Origin of the sequence: Pectobacterium atrosepticum (assembly GCA_019056595.1) — a bacterium.
GTDB classification, from domain to species: Bacteria; Pseudomonadota; Gammaproteobacteria; order Enterobacterales; family Enterobacteriaceae; genus Pectobacterium; species Pectobacterium atrosepticum.
In genome coordinates, this window is the sequence record CP036163.1 from 2,107,441 (window position 1) to 2,122,808 (window position 15,368).

Consider the following 15,368-nt stretch of genomic DNA (forward strand, 5'->3'; position numbering starts at 1 on the left):
TTATGCTCCCAACTTCCATGACAAGGTGCGCAGCAGATCGGCGAACACACCAGCAGCGGTAACATCGTTACCCGCGCCATACCCGCGCAATACAAGCGGCAGTGGCTGATAATAACGGCTGTAGAACGCCAGCGCATTCTCACCATCTTTGACTTTAAACAGTGGATCGTTACCGCCAACCGCACTGATTTTGACCTTACAGCGACCTTCTTCAATGACGCCGACATAGCGCAATACTTTACCTTCATCACGCGCTTGTGCAACACGGCTGGCAAACTCATCGTCTGCCGCCGGCAGGCGCTGCATAAAGCTGGCGACATCGCCGGAGGCATCGAAACTGATAGGCAGAACGGACTCCACCTCAATATCACCCAGCTCCAATTGATAACCCGCTTCACGCGCCAGAATCAGCAGCTTACGCGCCACGTCCATACCAGACAGATCGTCACGTGGATCGGGTTCGGTATAGCCTTTTTCTTTCGCCTGCGTCGTCGCTTCCGACAGTGACATGCCTTCATCGAGTTTACCGAAAATAAAGGACAGCGAGCCAGAGAGAATACCGGTAAAGCGAATCAGCTCATCACCCGCATTCAGCAGATTTTGCAGGTTCTCGATCACCGGCAGACCTGCACCGACGTTGGTGTCATACAGGAAACGACGACGGGATTTCGATGCGGCGCTACGCAGTTGATGATAATAATTCATCGACCCGGTGTTGGCTTTCTTGTTTGGCGTCACCACGTGGAAGCCGTCGGCCAGGAAATCCACATACTGATCGGCAACAGCCTGATTCGAGGTGCAATCGACAATCACTGGGTTCAGTAGGTGATACTCTTTAACCAGACGAATCAGACGGCCCAGATTGAACGGCTCACGAGCTTTTGCCAGATCTTCACGCCAGGTGTCCATCGAAACGCCGTTAATGTTGGTCAGCATGGCTTTAGAATTGGCGATCCCACACACACGCAGGTCGATATGCTTGTCTTTCAACCACGGCTGCTGGCGGTGAATTTGCTCCAGCAGTGCACCACCCACGCCGCCGACGCCGATAACAAACACGTCGATCACCTGATCGGTGTTAAACAGCATCTGGTGTGCAACGCGCACGCCAGTCGTGGCGACATCATTGTTGACTACGACAGAGATAGAGCGCTCGGACGAGCCCTGTGCGATAGCCACGATATTGATGTTTGCCGTCGCCAGCGCAGAGAACAGACGAGCAGACAGACCGCGCAACGTGCGCATGCCATCGCCCACCACAGAGATGATCGCCAGACGTTCCATCACATCCAGCGGCTCCAGCACGCCTTCTTTCAGTTCCAGATAGAACTCGTCTTCCAGCGTTTTTCTGGCACGCGCCAGCTCGTTCTGCGATACGCAGAAGCTGATGCTGTATTCAGAAGATGACTGCGTGATCAGCACCACAGAGATACCCGCACGCGACATCGCGGCAAACACGCGCGCTGCCATGCCGACCATACCTTTCATGCCGGGGCCGGATACGTTAACCATCGCCATGTTGTTCAGGTTGGTAATGCCCTTCACCGGATACTGTGTATCGGTACTGTCCATGCCGATGAGCGTACCGGGAGCCTGAGGATTTTCAGTGTTTTTGATGAGACAGGGAATCTGGAACTGGGCGATAGGAGCAATGGTGCGAGGGTGGAGAACTTTGGCGCCGAAATAGGACAGCTCCATCGCCTCCTGATAGGACATTGATTTCAATAATCGGGCATCCGGCACCTGACGAGGATCGCAAGTATAAACGCCGTCAACATCGGTCCAGATCTCACAACAGTCCGCACGCAGGCACGCAGCCAGCACCGCAGCGGAATAGTCTGAACCGTTGCGGCCCAGCACCACCAGCTCGCCTTTGTCGTTGCCAGCAGTAAAGCCTGCCATCAGGATCACATGATCTTTCGGGATCGCGCTTTCAGCGATACGGCGAGTCGACTCAGTGATATCGACGGTAGATTCGAGATAATGTCCCTGCGCTAGCAGTTTTTCGACCGGATTGATGACGGATACCCCATAGCCGCGCGCCTGAAAGACCGCTTCCATGATGGCAATAGACAGTTTTTCCCCTCGGCAGATGATCGCGGCATTCACGCTGTCAGGACACTGCCCCAGCAGAGCGATACCATGCAAGACGTGTTTCAGCTGTGCGAATTCCTGTTCCACGAATGCCTTCAGGCGGGCGTGTTCAAAACCCGGCTGGGATGCAGCAAGACCTTGCAGCAGCGAAGAGAAGATAGTTTCGGCGTCGTTTAAATGAGGCAGGATATCTTGTCCGGCGACGGTTTTCTCAATCATGGCAACCAGATGGTTGGTAATTTTCGCCGGCGCGGACAATACGGTAGCGACCTGTCCCTGGCGCGCGTTATTTTCGATAATGTCGGCAACGCGGGCAAAGCGCTCCGCATTCGCTACTGAAGTCCCGCCAAATTTCAACACTCGCATTTTTATCTTTTCTCCTGAATTTCTGCCAACCAAAACGCTAAAAACGTTTTTTGTATGCCGCTTACAGACGACGTTGAGGGATAACCTGCCATAAAAAAAAAGCCCGCACTGTTCGGTGCGGGCTTTTTCTGGAATCTTTGTATGCGTCAGCCCGCACCGTTACTGGTTGTATCGGTGATGGTAATAATCGTGGTGATTAGGCTGATAGTGCGCATGCTAAAATCGAGTCTCATTAGAAGTAGAGTTATCTGCCCTATTAGTTAGGTTAATCGCCCTTTGAAGTCAACGGATTTCTTTTTTTTCTTCTCGCTGAACAAAAAACACCCACCGCAGAACACACTACCAAAACAGGGATAATCCGGATAAATCATTGTCAAAAAAAGAAACTCAATATGTTCGACCACCCCAAAAACCATCTCTGCTATCTTATTTCGGCAATCTTTTTTCAATATCGTGTAGCAACCGATGGAGCATCGCCGTATCGCGTTGCTCTAAGCGTCCCAGCCGCTGATGCAGCCAGTCCCGCAGCTTTTCGTCGTCCTCAACCGCCAAGTTGACCAATAGCCGATCCAGACGATCGCGCAGCGCCGACAATTGGCCCGCCACCGCTGGCTGCACCGCTTCCGGTTTGACCTGCATGAATTCTGCCAACTGGTAACAATACACCATCACCGCCTGACCCAGGTTTAACGAAGGGTAATCCGCTTTCATCGGCACGCCAGTTAGCACATCTGCCAGTTCGAGTTCATCATTCGTCAGGCCGACATCTTCTCGGCCAAACACCAACGCCGCAGACGCCATCCATTGCACCTTCTCCTGCAATACGCCTGTCAGCTCCGCTGGCGTGCAGTAATAACGATATTTAGCCCGACTGCGCGCGGTGGTCGCGACAGTAAAATCAACATCTACCAATGCTTCAGCCAACGTGGAAAATACCTGTACGTTATCCAGAATATCCCCAGATGCGTGCGCCACCCAACGGGCTGCGGGTTCCTGATGTACTGTACTACCGACAATACGCAAACTGCTGAATCCCATCGTTTTCATCGCGCGGGCTGCTGCCCCTACGTTCTCTGCCCGGGCGGGCTCAACCAAAATAATATGAAACTGCATAGACTCCCCAGTATGGGTTACGTACGCTCTGGCAATATTTTCGCCAGCAGCTAAATAACACGGACGTGTAATCGATCACGATTTGTTGATAACGGTTCATCAATAGCTATCCTGCCATCACTACCGATGGAAAATTAACAATAAACCAACAGAATTTCTGACATCAACTCAACCTTCGGTAGGAAACATCAGTGATGTCCAAAAATGAACGGGAAGAGAAAACCACAAGAAAGACAAGGTAAATTATTTTATTTCAATAAGTTATAAAAACACCAACATATGTGCAGCGTCAATTATGATTATTGGCATTTGCTATGCTAAATCGTTCATAAAAAGTGCTAAATTGTGACGTAAACTAGCAATCCTATAAGTGTTTATCACAAAATAGTTAACGTGCTAAAATGAAATTTGATATATGTCAACAGAACCGTAGATTTATCAGCAGGCAAAATCAGTGCTTACTGTTATGTTGCTGTTAATAAGGTTAAACTGTGCGCCACTTTGAGCGCAGTTAAATTAGCGCCACACTCACCCGCTAGCAGTACCTCTAAGCGGGTAGAGAATGAACACCAGTAACGCATTTACGTACTTGAGTCTGATGTTGAGCGAGAGCGTATATTTACCTCGATAAGCTCCAGGGAAATACCCGGAATAACTGGCGTTGTAGCCAGCGGGCCAGCAGGGTATGACAGCGACTTCTGTACTTCCGATTTCTATAATTTAAGTTGGCAATTTTAGGTAGCAAACATGCAGACGCCGCACATTCTTATTGTTGAAGACGAGTTGGTAACCCGTAACACCCTCAAAAGTATTTTTGAGGCAGAAGGGTACGTTGTTCACGAAGCCACCGATGGCGCAGAAATGCACCATATTTTGTCCGAGAATGACATCAATCTGGTGATCATGGACATCAATCTGCCAGGGAAAAATGGTCTCTTGCTGGCACGTGAACTGCGCGAGCAAGCCACCGTTGCCTTGATGTTCCTCACCGGTCGCGACAATGAAGTCGATAAGATCCTCGGTCTGGAAATCGGTGCGGATGATTACATCACCAAACCGTTCAACCCACGTGAACTGACGATCCGCGCACGTAACCTGCTGTCACGAACCATGAATTTGGGCAGTGGCACTGAAGAACGTCGTCTGGTGGAAAGCTATCGTTTCAACGGCTGGGAACTGGATATCAATAGCCGTTCTCTGATCAGCCCGGCTGGCGAGCAATACAAGCTACCGCGTAGTGAATTCCGCGCGATGCTGCACTTCTGCGAAAACCCAGGCAAGATTCAATCTCGCGCAGAATTGCTGAAGAAAATGACAGGTCGTGAACTTAAGCCGCATGACCGTACCGTTGACGTCACCATCCGCCGTATCCGCAAGCATTTTGAATCGACAGCTGATACGCCGGAAATCATCGCGACGATCCACGGTGAAGGCTACCGCTTCTGTGGCGATCTGGAAAATTAATCCCACTCAGCCGGAGCAGGCTCCTGTTCCGGCTGTTTTTCCCTTCTTACCGCACGTTATTCACTCTTTCCCCACGGCATAACTGGCACCGCGCTTAACGCATTCTTCGGCGAACCATCGACCAATCGATCGGAGTAAGCAAGGTAGATCAGAGAATTGCGCTTTTGATCGTAAAACCGAACAACCTGCAACTTCTTGAAAACCAGCGACGTTCTTTTCTGGAATACCACAGATCCGCGGTCACCGCCGTTTTTGATCTTATCGGATAGCGTAACCGGCCCAACCTGCTGGCAAGAGATCGCCGCATCTGACGTGTCTTCCGCCAACCCTAATCCGCCTTTGATGCCGCCTGTTTTGGCTCGGCTTATGTAACAGGTCACGTTTGATACATCAGGATCGTCAAACGCCTCGACTACGATCTTATGATCCGGCCCCAGCAGTTTAAAGACCGTATCGACAGATCCAACCTCTTCCGCACTGGCGGTGCCAACCGCAGATAGCACTAGCAGACCCACACTCATGATTCGTTTTATGTTCATAATTTCAGGCTCTGTGATAATTCATGACAAACAATTAATAACCACAATTAAAAAGAGGATGTACAAAATAAACCGCCATGATCATCCTACTCATCCAAATTACCTGCTGAATATTTTCAAAAATCTTCAGCAGTACCAAAGTGAAAATATTGCTATGATGCGTGATCTCAATACGCTCGCGCTCAATGTGTTTGATGAGGAAGATTATGGATCAAGCCGGTATCATACGTGACTTGCTTAACTGGCTAGAAAGCCATCTCGACCAACCACTATCACTGGATAATGTGGCGGCGAAAGCAGGTTATTCCAAGTGGCATCTGCAAAGAATGTTCAAAGACGTAACGGGCAATGCTATTGGTTCATATATCCGAGCGCGGAGATTGACCAAAGCGGCGGTTGCACTTTGTCTGACCAGCCGTCCCATCCTTGATATTGCTCTGCAATACCGTTTTGACTCACAACAAACGTTTACCCGCGCGTTTAAAAAGCAGTTTTCCCAAACGCCGGCGTCTTATCGTCGTTCCGATAATTGGAATACTTTCGGCATTCGTCCGCCGATTCGGCTCGGTGAATTTACCCTACCACAGCCGCAGTTTGTGCAACTGCCAGAAACGCAATTGCTTGGGCTAACGCAAACCTATAACTGTCGACTTGAGCAGATCTGTAACTTCCGTACGGAAATCCGCGTCCACTACTGGCGCCAATTTTTGGGTGAGACCTGCTCCGTTCCGCCAGTACTTTACGGGCTGCATCATTCGCGCCCAAGCAAAGAGAAAGACGACGAACACGAGGTGCTCTACACCACCGCGCTGGAGCCGCAGTACCTGCCCGATGACGTCCACACTGGCGAGCCCATTACGCTACCGGGTGGCGACTACGCGATGTTTGTTTTTGAAGGGCCAACAGACGAGTTACAGGACTTTATTATCACGCTGTATGACACCTGTCTGCCGACCTTCAAGCTCACACGCCGCAAAGGATTCGATGCCGAGCGCTTCCATCCAGACGGCACAGCGCGTGATGATATTCCTGACATCATACGCTGCGAGTATCTCATCCCCATCCAGCATGCAGAGCCGACCTCAGCGCTGTAACTCATCCAGTGCCGGGATATCCAAATGAGAAATATCTCCGGCCGTTTCCACCACCCAACCCGATGCCAGCCACGGGCTTTGCTGATGATCGATGCGCGATAAGGAACAGTTGCGTAGTCGCAGACGCCGCTCAGCCGATGCTGGTAGCCCCAAAACCGTACTGAGTAAACACCCCAGCGCCATGCCGTGACTAACCAGCAACGGGCGGCTCCCAGCAGGCAATGCCAGACAATGTTCTAAGACACCGTGCATACGTGATGCGACATCCACCATCGATTCCCCTTCCGGGATTCGCCCATTAGGTGTGCCATCCACCAGCCGTTTACGCCACCCTTCTTCCTCGGCGGTCAACGAATCCAGATCGCGAGCTTCCAATACGCCCATGTTCAATTCGCGTAAGCCGGGCTCCAGGATTATCTGGCAATCACCACAATATTTAGCGATGATTTCTGTCGTCTGGCGCGTTCTGCCGAGATCGCTGGTAAAAATATGCGTAATCCCTAACGTCCCGATTCGTTCAGCAACCTGTTGTGCCTGTTGCTCACCTCTTGGCGTCAGCGCACTATCAGATTGGCCTTGAATACGTCGAGCCACATTCCATTCTGTTTCGCCGTGGCGAACAAGATATACCTGTAACATGGTTATTTTCCGTTATACTGCGTCAAATTAACTAAAGGTACGAAACTGTTATGTATCACGTTGTCGCTGCAACTACCAACCCAGCAAAAATTAAGGCTATTAGCCTGGCATTCATCGATGTCTTTGGTGCAGAAAATTGTCGCATCGAAGGTGTTGACGTCGATAGCGGCGTCCCACGTCAGCCTCTCGGTTCTATCGAAACCCGTACCGGTGCCAGAAATCGCGTCATGATGGCACGCCAGGTGCGACCAGAAGCCAATTTTTGGGTCGGTGTAGAAGCGGGCATTGAAGAAAGCATGACTTTCGCCTGGATGGTGATCGAAAATGCCAATCTGCGTGGCGAATCACGTTCTGCAAGCCTGGTTCTTCCTGAAAGTATATTACATGGTATTCGTGAAGGGCGGGAATTAGGCGATGAAATGGAGCGTTTGACGGGCGTTCAGAATATAAAACATAAAGGTGGTGCCATCGGCGTCTTCACCGACGGCAAATTGTCACGTACCAGCGTGTACCATCAGGCGCTGCTGCTGGCGCTTGTACCGTTTCATAACCCGATCTATCAGATTTCCGTTCAAACAACGACACAGTAACGATTACGCGTCGTCACCTTACGGTTTATCTGCCGATAGCAACTGCGCTTCCAGCCAGATTTTCAACGCGGGGGGCGCGGCTTTCAGGCTATTTGAACCGCGCGTAATCGTGGCAATTCCTGCACCTAGCTCGCTTTTTAGCTCACGCTGGCTCATTTCACCCCGCATTAACTCTTGCACAATTCGCACCCGCGTTCCCAACGCGGTACGCTCATCCGGCGTAAGAAGCAGTTGAAGCAGCGGCAATTGGAGATCCTCTGCAATAGACTGCTGTAATAGCGCGACAAAGCGTAACCAATGCTCATTGTCTTGTTCAGAGAGTGCCGGGTCGATAAGCGATAACGGAGTCATAACGGGCTGCCATACTATTTAACTAGTACGGCAGCATAACACAATTTCGGGAAGCAATCGCAACGCCTCGTCTCAATAACGCCGCTGCCATTCTGCATCCGTCAGCACATTGGCTGGCTGATGAAGGAAGTTGCGATAGAAGACGTCATAGGCCAGCACATTTTTCACGTAACCCCGTGTTTCCGAAAACGGAATACTTTCGATAAACGCAACGGGATCGATACGCCCAGCGCTGTTTCTCAACCAAGTATTCACGCGCGACGGCCCGGCGTTGTAAGCCGCGGAAGACAGAATGCGGTTACTGCCAAATGTCTGGTACACGTACTCCAAATAGCTTGTTCCCAACAGAATGTTGGTCTCAGGATCAAATAGCTGACTGCTGTTCGTGTAGAACGTGATATTGCTCATTTTAGCGGTATGCTGCGCCGTCGCGGGCATCAGCTGCATTAGGCCCGATGCACCAACAGGGGAACGCGCTTTTGGATTCCATGCGCTCTCCTGACGGGCAATCGCCATCGCATAGCTCTGGCTAATCCCTTTCCCCTGCGTTTCACGGCGGAATTCGTCATTCCAGGCGAGCGGGAAACGCTCTTCCAGATGATCCCACAGCTTCGCAACAATCGTCGCCTGCACGCTCAAATCCGCCCAGCGCTGTTCAAACGCATAGCGAGCCAGCGCTTCCTGCTGCGGTTTGCTACGATTCGCCACCAGCCCAACCCACTCGCTCCGTGCCAAATTATCCATCTGCCAGAACATTAATTCCCGCACGCGGGTGATTTCCGGTAGCTGAGACAGAGAAGGGTCTGGCTTCACCGCCGTCATGATAGTAATGGGATAGCGCTCGTTCAGTTTCTGCGCCGCCGCCATAGGGTAGAACCCGCGCTCCTGCATCAGGCCACGTAATATCGTCTCGCCTTCCTGACGTTTACCTTGATCCAACAGCGCTGTTGCGCGCCAATAGCGCCATTCGTCTTTCTGCAACGCCTCCGCCGGTAAGCGTGCCATCCAGCTCGTCAGCCCCTGACGATCGCCAGCACCCAACGCCATCCGCACCCGACGCTCCAGCAACGTAGTCGACGTACTTCGCCGCACCACATCATCCCGCCACTCTGCCTGCTCTGGCGTAGCGTCGTTACCCATCAAACGCCAGGCGATGGTTTCTTCCATATCCTGACGTTCTGCGGCGCTCATCTTCTGCAAACGGGCAATGATCGGCAACATCGAACGGGCATTATCCGTATCCTGACGCGCTGTGCGCGTAAAAGCCGACAGCGTGACTTTACGGGTGAAATCTGTGGGCCCCACGGTACGGGCGAAGCTCTCCAGCGAATTAGGATCGTTCTGAAGTTTCAGCAGTGCATCGCCCATCGTTTTATAATCGTCAGGTAACTGCTTGATGAGGTAGCTCACCAGACTACCGCTGCCTTCATCCATGGCCAGACGCGCGCGCTCCAGCGTCGTCAACGGCGTCTGTTCGCCTGCTTGCTGCCATACAGAGAAGAGTTTATCGCACACGGTAGGGAGCGAACGCCCGGTCAGCCAGATATCACGCGTGGCTTCCCACACGCCCTGACGCTGGCCGGTTGCCCACTGGGCATAATAAAAGTTACAGCGGGCACTGACCGGCTTCGGCGGCTGTGGGCTAAATGCCAGCAGCCCGTTCCAGTCCTGACGGCGCGCCAGTTCATTCACAAAGCTGGTGGTGAGGTTGCGGGCGGGCGGCAACGTGGGATGGGTGGCTATAAACTGTTTCACCTGCGTCGCACTGACCTGACTCAGATCCTGCGTGAGCGAGCGGTATTCAAGATAAGGATAAAGTGGGTAACTGCGCAGCGTCGGCATCAGTTGCACTACCGTGTCCATCTGGTTACTGTCCCATGCCTGCTTAACTTGCTGATAGCGCTGACGCTGCTCGTCTAAAGAATCCGCCAGCACATGACCGGAAGCCCCAGCCAGACAAACCGCCGCAACGGCGTACCACCAATGACCTGCTTTCATCACCTGCATTAACCTCATCCGTTATCGAACTTGCTATCGGCATCCTTCATCGTATCGATACCCCTATCCTATACCCAAAATAATTCGAGTTGCATGAAGGCGGCAACCGCATGAATCCCCAGGAGCTTACTCAGGTAAGTGACTGGGGTGAGTAAGGGCAGCCAACGCACAAGCAACTTGAAGTATGACGGATATATCGGGCAGATCTAGTGTGGCACATCATGCCAGACAACGGTATGCCGATCCGCAAACCGATCCTGAAATTCATCAGACGGGCATACGTCTCAGATCGGCCATGGCAAATCGCCGGATAGCTGGGATCGCGGGCTGAAACCCGCTACACTTCGTACTTAGAATAATGTGCTTAGAATAATCGAGCCGCTGCTAAAGCATATCCTTCAGCAGCGCTATTAATTACCCATGGTCACCCGCTTATGGTGACAAATCATAGAGATAAGAGAGAGGCGAAGTCGCAACGTGGCTCAATATGTTTATACCATGCATCGCGTCGGTAAGGTCGTTCCGCCGAAGCGTCACATTCTGAAAAACATCTCCCTCAGTTTTTTCCCCGGTGCCAAGATCGGCGTACTGGGTCTGAACGGGTCCGGTAAATCAACGCTGTTACGTATTATGGCTGGCATTGATACGGACATCGAGGGTGAAGCTCGCCCACAACCTGGAATCAAAATCGGCTATTTGCCGCAGGAACCGCAGTTAAACACGGAGCACACCGTGCGTGAGTCCGTGGAAGAAGCAGTTTCAGAAGTCGTGACTGCGCTGAAACGTCTTGATGAAGTCTATGCGCTGTACGCCGACCCGGATGCAAATTTCGATAAACTGGCTGCCGAGCAGGGTCGACTGGAAGAGATCATTCAGTCGCATGACGGCCATAACCTGAATAACCAGTTAGAGCGCGCGGCGGATGCCCTGCGTCTACCAGAGTGGGATGCGAAAATCGCGACCCTGTCTGGGGGTGAACGTCGCCGCGTTGCGCTGTGCCGTCTGCTGCTGGAAAAGCCAGACATGCTGCTGCTCGACGAACCAACCAACCACTTGGATGCCGAGTCGGTAGCCTGGCTGGAACGCTTCCTGCACGACTTCGAGGGCACAGTGGTGGCGATTACCCACGACCGTTACTTCCTCGATAACGTAGCAGGTTGGATTCTGGAGCTGGACCGTGGCGAAGGCATTCCGTGGGAAGGTAACTACTCTTCCTGGCTGGAGCAAAAAGATCAGCGTCTGGCACAGGAAGCTTCTCAGGAAGCGGCACGCCGTAAATCCATTGAGAAAGAGCTGGAGTGGGTTCGTCAAGGTGCTAAAGGCCGTCAGTCCAAAGGTAAGGCTCGTCTGGCGCGCTTTGAAGAGCTGAACAGCACGGAATACCAGAAACGTAACGAAACCAACGAACTGTTTATTCCACCTGGTGCTCGCCTCGGCGATAAAGTGGTGGAAGTCACCAACCTCAGTAAATCTTACGGTGAGCGCCAGTTAATCGACGGGCTTTCTTTCTCCGTACCGAAGGGCGCGATTGTCGGGATTATCGGCCCGAACGGTGCAGGTAAATCGACGCTGTTCCGCATGATGTCTGGTCAAGAACAGCCAGATGACGGCACAATTGAGCTGGGTGAAACGGTGAAACTGGCGTCAGTAGACCAGTTCCGCGACGCGATGGATAACAGCAAAACCGTCTGGGAAGAAGTCTCCGGCGGGCAAGACATCATGCGTGTCGGCAACACCGAAATGCCTAGCCGTGCCTACGTTGGCCGTTTCAACTTCAAAGGGGTTGATCAGGGCAAACGCGTTGGTGAGCTATCTGGTGGTGAGCGTGGTCGTCTGCATCTAGCTAAGCTGTTGCAGGTAGGCGGCAACGTACTGCTGCTCGATGAACCTACCAACGACCTGGATATCGAAACCCTGCGCGCGCTGGAAAACGCCCTGCTGGAATTCCCTGGCTGCGCCATGGTGATCTCGCATGACCGTTGGTTCCTCGACCGTATCGCCACGCACATTCTGGATTATCAGGATGAAGGTAAAGTGGAATTCTTCGAAGGCAACTTTACCGAGTACGAAGAATACAAGAAGCGTACATTGGGCGCAGAGGCGCTGGAGCCTCACCGCATCAAATACAAGAAGATTACTAAATAAGCCGTCACCAGACGTCATAAACAAATGGCCCGCAATGTATTGCGGGCCATTTTTCTTTCCAGTCATGCTTCATCTACTGGGAATCAGAACGTTTCCCAATTTTGATTACTGTTGCCTTTGCTGCTTCCGGCAATAGCCATCGCTGGCGCTAAACGCGGTTGCGGCGCAGATTTCGGCAATGATGACCTCACTTGCTGGACTATACCGGACAGCTTGAATACCGCGACAGCCTGCGTCAAACGCGCAGCCTGCTCTTCAAGTGAAACAGCAGCCGCCGATGCTTCCTGCACTAACGCTGCATTCTGCTGCGTTGCGCTATCCATTTCAGACACGGCCTGACTGACCTGCCCAATACCACGACTCTGTTCGTCAGAAGCGGAAGCAATTTCCCCCATGATATCAGTCACGCTGACGACCGCACGGACAATCTCGCCCATGGTTGTCCCAGCCTGAGCCACCAGCCCAGAGCCGGTATTCACCAACCTACCAGATTCGCCAATCAGCGTTTCGATTTCCTTCGCCGCCTGCGCACTACGCTGCGCCAGATTGCGAACTTCACCCGCAACGACGGCAAAACCACGCCCTTGTTCGCCTGCCCGCGCCGCCTCTACTGCGGCGTTCAGCGCCAGAATATTGGTCTGGAAGGCGATACTGTTAATAACGGAAGTGATCTCGGAAATGCGTTTTGAACTAGTGGAAATATCCTGCATCGTGTCCACCACGCCTTGCACAATTTGCCCGCCTCTCTCTGCTTTTTCAGAAGCATTTTTCGCCAACTGGCTGGCATGATGAGCATTGTCAGAGTTCTGTTTCACCGTTGCGGTCAGCTGTTCCATGCTCGCTGCGGTTTCTTCCAGAGCGGCTGCCTGCTGCTCGGTACGTGAAGAGAGATCGACGTTACCCGCCGTAATTTCTGACGATCCTTGATAGATCGAATCCGCACCTTCGCGCACGATCGTAACCGTATTCGTCAGTTCCGCCTGCATGTTCTGAATATTCGTACCCAGGGTGCCTATCTCATTACGCCCCATCGCCATCGGTGGCAATGTCAGGTCACCTGCTGCAATTTTCTGGATACGTTCAACCAGTCTATTGATTGGTGCAAGGATCACATTGCGCACCATGATGTACGCCATGATTGCCATAATGACGGATAAGGCAAACGAGCCCGCCATCATCCAGTATCCCAGTTGGGCGTTCTGTTCCGCCCGCTGATTGATATCCTGCGCGGCTTTTGTCAGTTCAGTCACTTTTTTACGTACAGGAACGCTAAACTCTTCATCTAACGTGCGCGCCAGCGTACTTTCTAACGACACCAGATCTTCAAATTCACCATCACTTGTGGCTTTCTGCATCAAGACAATCGCATTATCGCGATAGTTGGTATAAGCCTTGAGGATATCCTCGTCCAAGGCTTTTTCACTCTCCAGTCTGTCGGGACGCGCGAGATATTCATCAAGGCGTTTCTGTGAGGCTCTGACCCGACCAGAGGCCTGGTCTGAAGCAGCTTTAAATACTTCGTGATCGCTAATACGGTTTGCCGCACCAGCCTGAATGAGCAGCAGCCTGGCAACACGCAGCTGATCGAGACTACTGCTGATACCCGCGCGAATATCAGACAGCTCATTTGCCTTATCCAGTGAATCATTACTCTGCTTTAAGAAATAGCTCGCTGTGCCAATAGAAAGCGCAAAGAGAATCAGGATAATTGAAAAAAGAGTAATAAATAACGATACGAGACGTATATTGTTGATGTAACTCAACTTCTCTTTTTGAACAGACATCGATTGCATTCTCATTTTCACCATCACTGGTCTACATTATCTCTATCACTAATCAATGTGACAGAGCCCGAATATCACCGTGACAAAACGCCACGCAGGACATGCCTTTCATAAAAAAGTCAAAAGGAACCAAGATTGTTATCGGCATTCCCAATCTAAAACGCACCTAAAATAAGTTGATAGAAATCACGTTTCAATAAAAATTTACGATTGAACGTAAAAATGAAACAAAAATCTCTGCGCAATATATCACTGTTACTTTTTCAAAAGTATTGAGTAATCATCTAACGCGCGATGCTGTAAAACGAAGTCGATGAAACACGCTAATGCGGGCGAATTTAACTTGCGGCTGGGGTACACCAGATAAAGCTCATTGGCTTCCGCCTGCCAATCCGGCAGAACCCTAACCAACTTTCCAGACACAGCTTCATCTCGGCAGAGAAAGTCCGGCAATAGCGTAATCCCAGCCCCCGCAATAGCGCACTCGCGGGCGTAAAGCAGATTATCTGTAATGTGTGCGTCAGGTAATAGCCAACGGTAGAGTTCTGAACCGCGATGAAGGAGCCATTCTGTCCAGGCATGATGCGCAATACAGCGGTGTTGCTGGAGCTGCTGCGGATGAAGTAATGCCGAATGCCGTGCAAGATAGTCAGGCGATGCCAGCAAATATCGCGGAGTCTGCCCGAGTGAACGTCCAATGAGTGACGAATCGTGAGGTTTACCGGTGCGAAAAGCGACATCAAAGCCCTCCTGCACCAGATCGATCACCGCATCTGAAATCAGAACATCCAGCGATACCGCCGGAAAGCGCTGCTGAAACTCAGCGGTGAGTCGCGCCAGCAGTGTGGAACCTAACCCCGCAGGGCTGGTAATACGTAGTCGTCCGCTGGGGTTATCACGCAAGCGCTGTATGGCGAGATCGGCACGCTCACTGGCTTGTAGCATCTCCTGACAGTGAATCAGGTAACGTTCACCAGCAAACGTCAGATTTAGCTGGCGCGTCGTTCTGTTAAGCAGTCGCAGGCCGATCTGCTGTTCGAGCTGGCTAATACGCAGGCTCAGGCTGGATTTTGCTAATCCCGCTTTTCGCGCCGCCTGTGTAAAGCTGCCACACTCGGCCACCAGCGCAAAGAGCGCCATATCCTGCAATTGTTTAAACATCATTGTTCATCTCAGCCGAACACTTCATTA

General features: G+C 51.7%; 13 protein-coding genes. 4 read left to right on the forward strand and 9 right to left on the reverse strand.

Annotation, left to right across the window (positions count from 1 at the left end; all coding sequences use genetic code 11):
• The 3 genes from thrA to DCX48_10145 all read right to left on the reverse strand — a co-directional run bounded on the left by thrA (position 1) and on the right by DCX48_10145 (position 3,573).
• Positions 1–2,460 (reverse strand): bifunctional aspartate kinase/homoserine dehydrogenase I, encoded by a 2,460-nt coding sequence (thrA, locus tag DCX48_10135; protein QXE14834.1) that lies wholly within the window; start codon positions 2,458–2,460, stop codon positions 1–3.
• Positions 2,461–2,606: 146 nt separating this feature from the next.
• On the reverse strand, positions 2,607–2,693 hold the full coding sequence (gene thrL, locus DCX48_10140; protein QXE17210.1) for a thr operon leader peptide: 87 nt from the start codon (positions 2,691–2,693) through the stop codon (positions 2,607–2,609).
• A gap of 193 nt (positions 2,694–2,886) precedes the next feature.
• Positions 2,887–3,573 (reverse strand): tRNA/rRNA methyltransferase, encoded by a 687-nt coding sequence (locus DCX48_10145; GenBank protein ID QXE14835.1) that lies wholly within the window; start codon positions 3,571–3,573, stop codon positions 2,887–2,889.
• 747 nt (positions 3,574–4,320) lie between these two features.
• Here DCX48_10145 and arcA point away from each other — a divergent pair.
• Positions 4,321–5,037, forward strand: a complete 717-nt coding sequence (gene arcA, locus DCX48_10150) for a two-component system response regulator ArcA (protein ID QXE14836.1) — start codon at positions 4,321–4,323, stop codon at positions 5,035–5,037.
• 56 nt (positions 5,038–5,093) lie between these two features.
• Here arcA and creA read toward each other — a convergent pair whose 3' ends face one another.
• The gene (creA, locus tag DCX48_10155) at positions 5,094–5,576 is read right to left on the reverse strand and encodes a protein CreA (protein QXE14837.1); all 483 of its coding nucleotides are present in this window, start codon (positions 5,574–5,576) and stop codon (positions 5,094–5,096) included.
• Between the two features lie 206 nt (positions 5,577–5,782).
• Here creA and robA point away from each other — a divergent pair, with 206 nt between their 5' ends.
• Positions 5,783–6,670 (forward strand): MDR efflux pump AcrAB transcriptional activator RobA, encoded by an 888-nt coding sequence (gene robA / locus DCX48_10160; GenBank protein ID QXE14838.1) that lies wholly within the window; start codon positions 5,783–5,785, stop codon positions 6,668–6,670.
• On the opposite strand, the gene gpmB is transcribed toward robA, so the two are convergent.
• Positions 6,659–7,309: a phosphoglycerate mutase GpmB gene (gpmB, locus tag DCX48_10165; protein ID QXE14839.1), complete on the reverse strand. Its 651-nt coding sequence runs from the start codon at positions 7,307–7,309 to the stop codon at positions 6,659–6,661. The two genes, robA and gpmB, sit on opposite strands and share 12 nt — an antisense overlap.
• Before the next feature lie 50 nt (positions 7,310–7,359).
• Between gpmB and yjjX the strand changes: the two genes are divergently transcribed.
• On the forward strand, positions 7,360–7,899 hold the full coding sequence (yjjX, locus tag DCX48_10170; protein QXE14840.1) for a non-canonical purine NTP phosphatase: 540 nt from the start codon (positions 7,360–7,362) through the stop codon (positions 7,897–7,899).
• An 18-nt stretch (positions 7,900–7,917) separates the two neighbouring features.
• Here yjjX and trpR read toward each other — a convergent pair whose 3' ends face one another.
• Both trpR and DCX48_10180 read right to left on the reverse strand, forming a co-directional pair.
• On the reverse strand, positions 7,918–8,250 hold the full coding sequence (trpR, locus tag DCX48_10175; protein ID QXE14841.1) for a trp operon repressor: 333 nt from the start codon (positions 8,248–8,250) through the stop codon (positions 7,918–7,920).
• Positions 8,251–8,322: 72 nt separating this feature from the next.
• Entirely contained in the window at positions 8,323–10,257 is a 1,935-nt protein-coding gene (locus tag DCX48_10180; protein ID QXE14842.1) for a murein transglycosylase, read from the reverse strand.
• 468 nt (positions 10,258–10,725) lie between these two features.
• Here DCX48_10180 and ettA point away from each other — a divergent pair, with 468 nt between their 5' ends.
• Positions 10,726–12,393 carry an energy-dependent translational throttle protein EttA gene (ettA, locus tag DCX48_10185; protein QXE14843.1) on the forward strand — a complete coding sequence of 556 codons (1,668 nt, stop codon included), beginning with the start codon at positions 10,726–10,728 and terminating at the stop codon, positions 12,391–12,393.
• An 83-nt stretch (positions 12,394–12,476) separates the two neighbouring features.
• Here the strand turns inward: ettA and DCX48_10190 are convergent, their stop codons facing one another.
• Both DCX48_10190 and DCX48_10195 read right to left on the reverse strand, forming a co-directional pair.
• On the reverse strand, positions 12,477–14,177 hold the full coding sequence (locus tag DCX48_10190) for a HAMP domain-containing protein (GenBank protein ID QXE14844.1): 1,701 nt from the start codon (positions 14,175–14,177) through the stop codon (positions 12,477–12,479).
• A gap of 255 nt (positions 14,178–14,432) precedes the next feature.
• Positions 14,433–15,338: a LysR family transcriptional regulator gene (locus tag DCX48_10195; GenBank protein ID QXE17211.1), complete on the reverse strand. Its 906-nt coding sequence runs from the start codon at positions 15,336–15,338 to the stop codon at positions 14,433–14,435.
• Positions 15,339–15,368 lie beyond the last annotated feature (30 nt).

What these genes read in the sequence shown, in the direction of transcription:
- gpmB (QXE14839.1), bottom strand. Translation starts at nt 7,309, where the DNA reads ATGTTACAGGTATATCTTGTTCGCCACGGCGAAACAGAATGGAATGTG.
- creA (QXE14837.1), bottom strand. Translation starts at nt 5,576, where the DNA reads ATGAACATAAAACGAATCATGAGTGTGGGTCTGCTAGTGCTATCTGCG.
- DCX48_10180 (QXE14842.1), bottom strand. Translation starts at nt 10,257, where the DNA reads ATGCAGGTGATGAAAGCAGGTCATTGGTGGTACGCCGTTGCGGCGGTT.
- DCX48_10195 (QXE17211.1), bottom strand. Translation starts at nt 15,338, where the DNA reads ATGTTTAAACAATTGCAGGATATGGCGCTCTTTGCGCTGGTGGCCGAG.
- DCX48_10145 (QXE14835.1), bottom strand. Translation starts at nt 3,573, where the DNA reads ATGCAGTTTCATATTATTTTGGTTGAGCCCGCCCGGGCAGAGAACGTA.
- trpR (QXE14841.1), bottom strand. Translation starts at nt 8,250, where the DNA reads ATGACTCCGTTATCGCTTATCGACCCGGCACTCTCTGAACAAGACAAT.
- arcA (QXE14836.1), top strand. Translation starts at nt 4,321, where the DNA reads ATGCAGACGCCGCACATTCTTATTGTTGAAGACGAGTTGGTAACCCGT.
- thrA (QXE14834.1), bottom strand. Translation starts at nt 2,460, where the DNA reads ATGCGAGTGTTGAAATTTGGCGGGACTTCAGTAGCGAATGCGGAGCGC.
- thrL (QXE17210.1), bottom strand. Translation starts at nt 2,693, where the DNA reads ATGAGACTCGATTTTAGCATGCGCACTATCAGCCTAATCACCACGATT.
- robA (QXE14838.1), top strand. Translation starts at nt 5,783, where the DNA reads ATGGATCAAGCCGGTATCATACGTGACTTGCTTAACTGGCTAGAAAGC.
- DCX48_10190 (QXE14844.1), bottom strand. Translation starts at nt 14,177, where the DNA reads ATGTCTGTTCAAAAAGAGAAGTTGAGTTACATCAACAATATACGTCTC.
- yjjX (QXE14840.1), top strand. Translation starts at nt 7,360, where the DNA reads ATGTATCACGTTGTCGCTGCAACTACCAACCCAGCAAAAATTAAGGCT.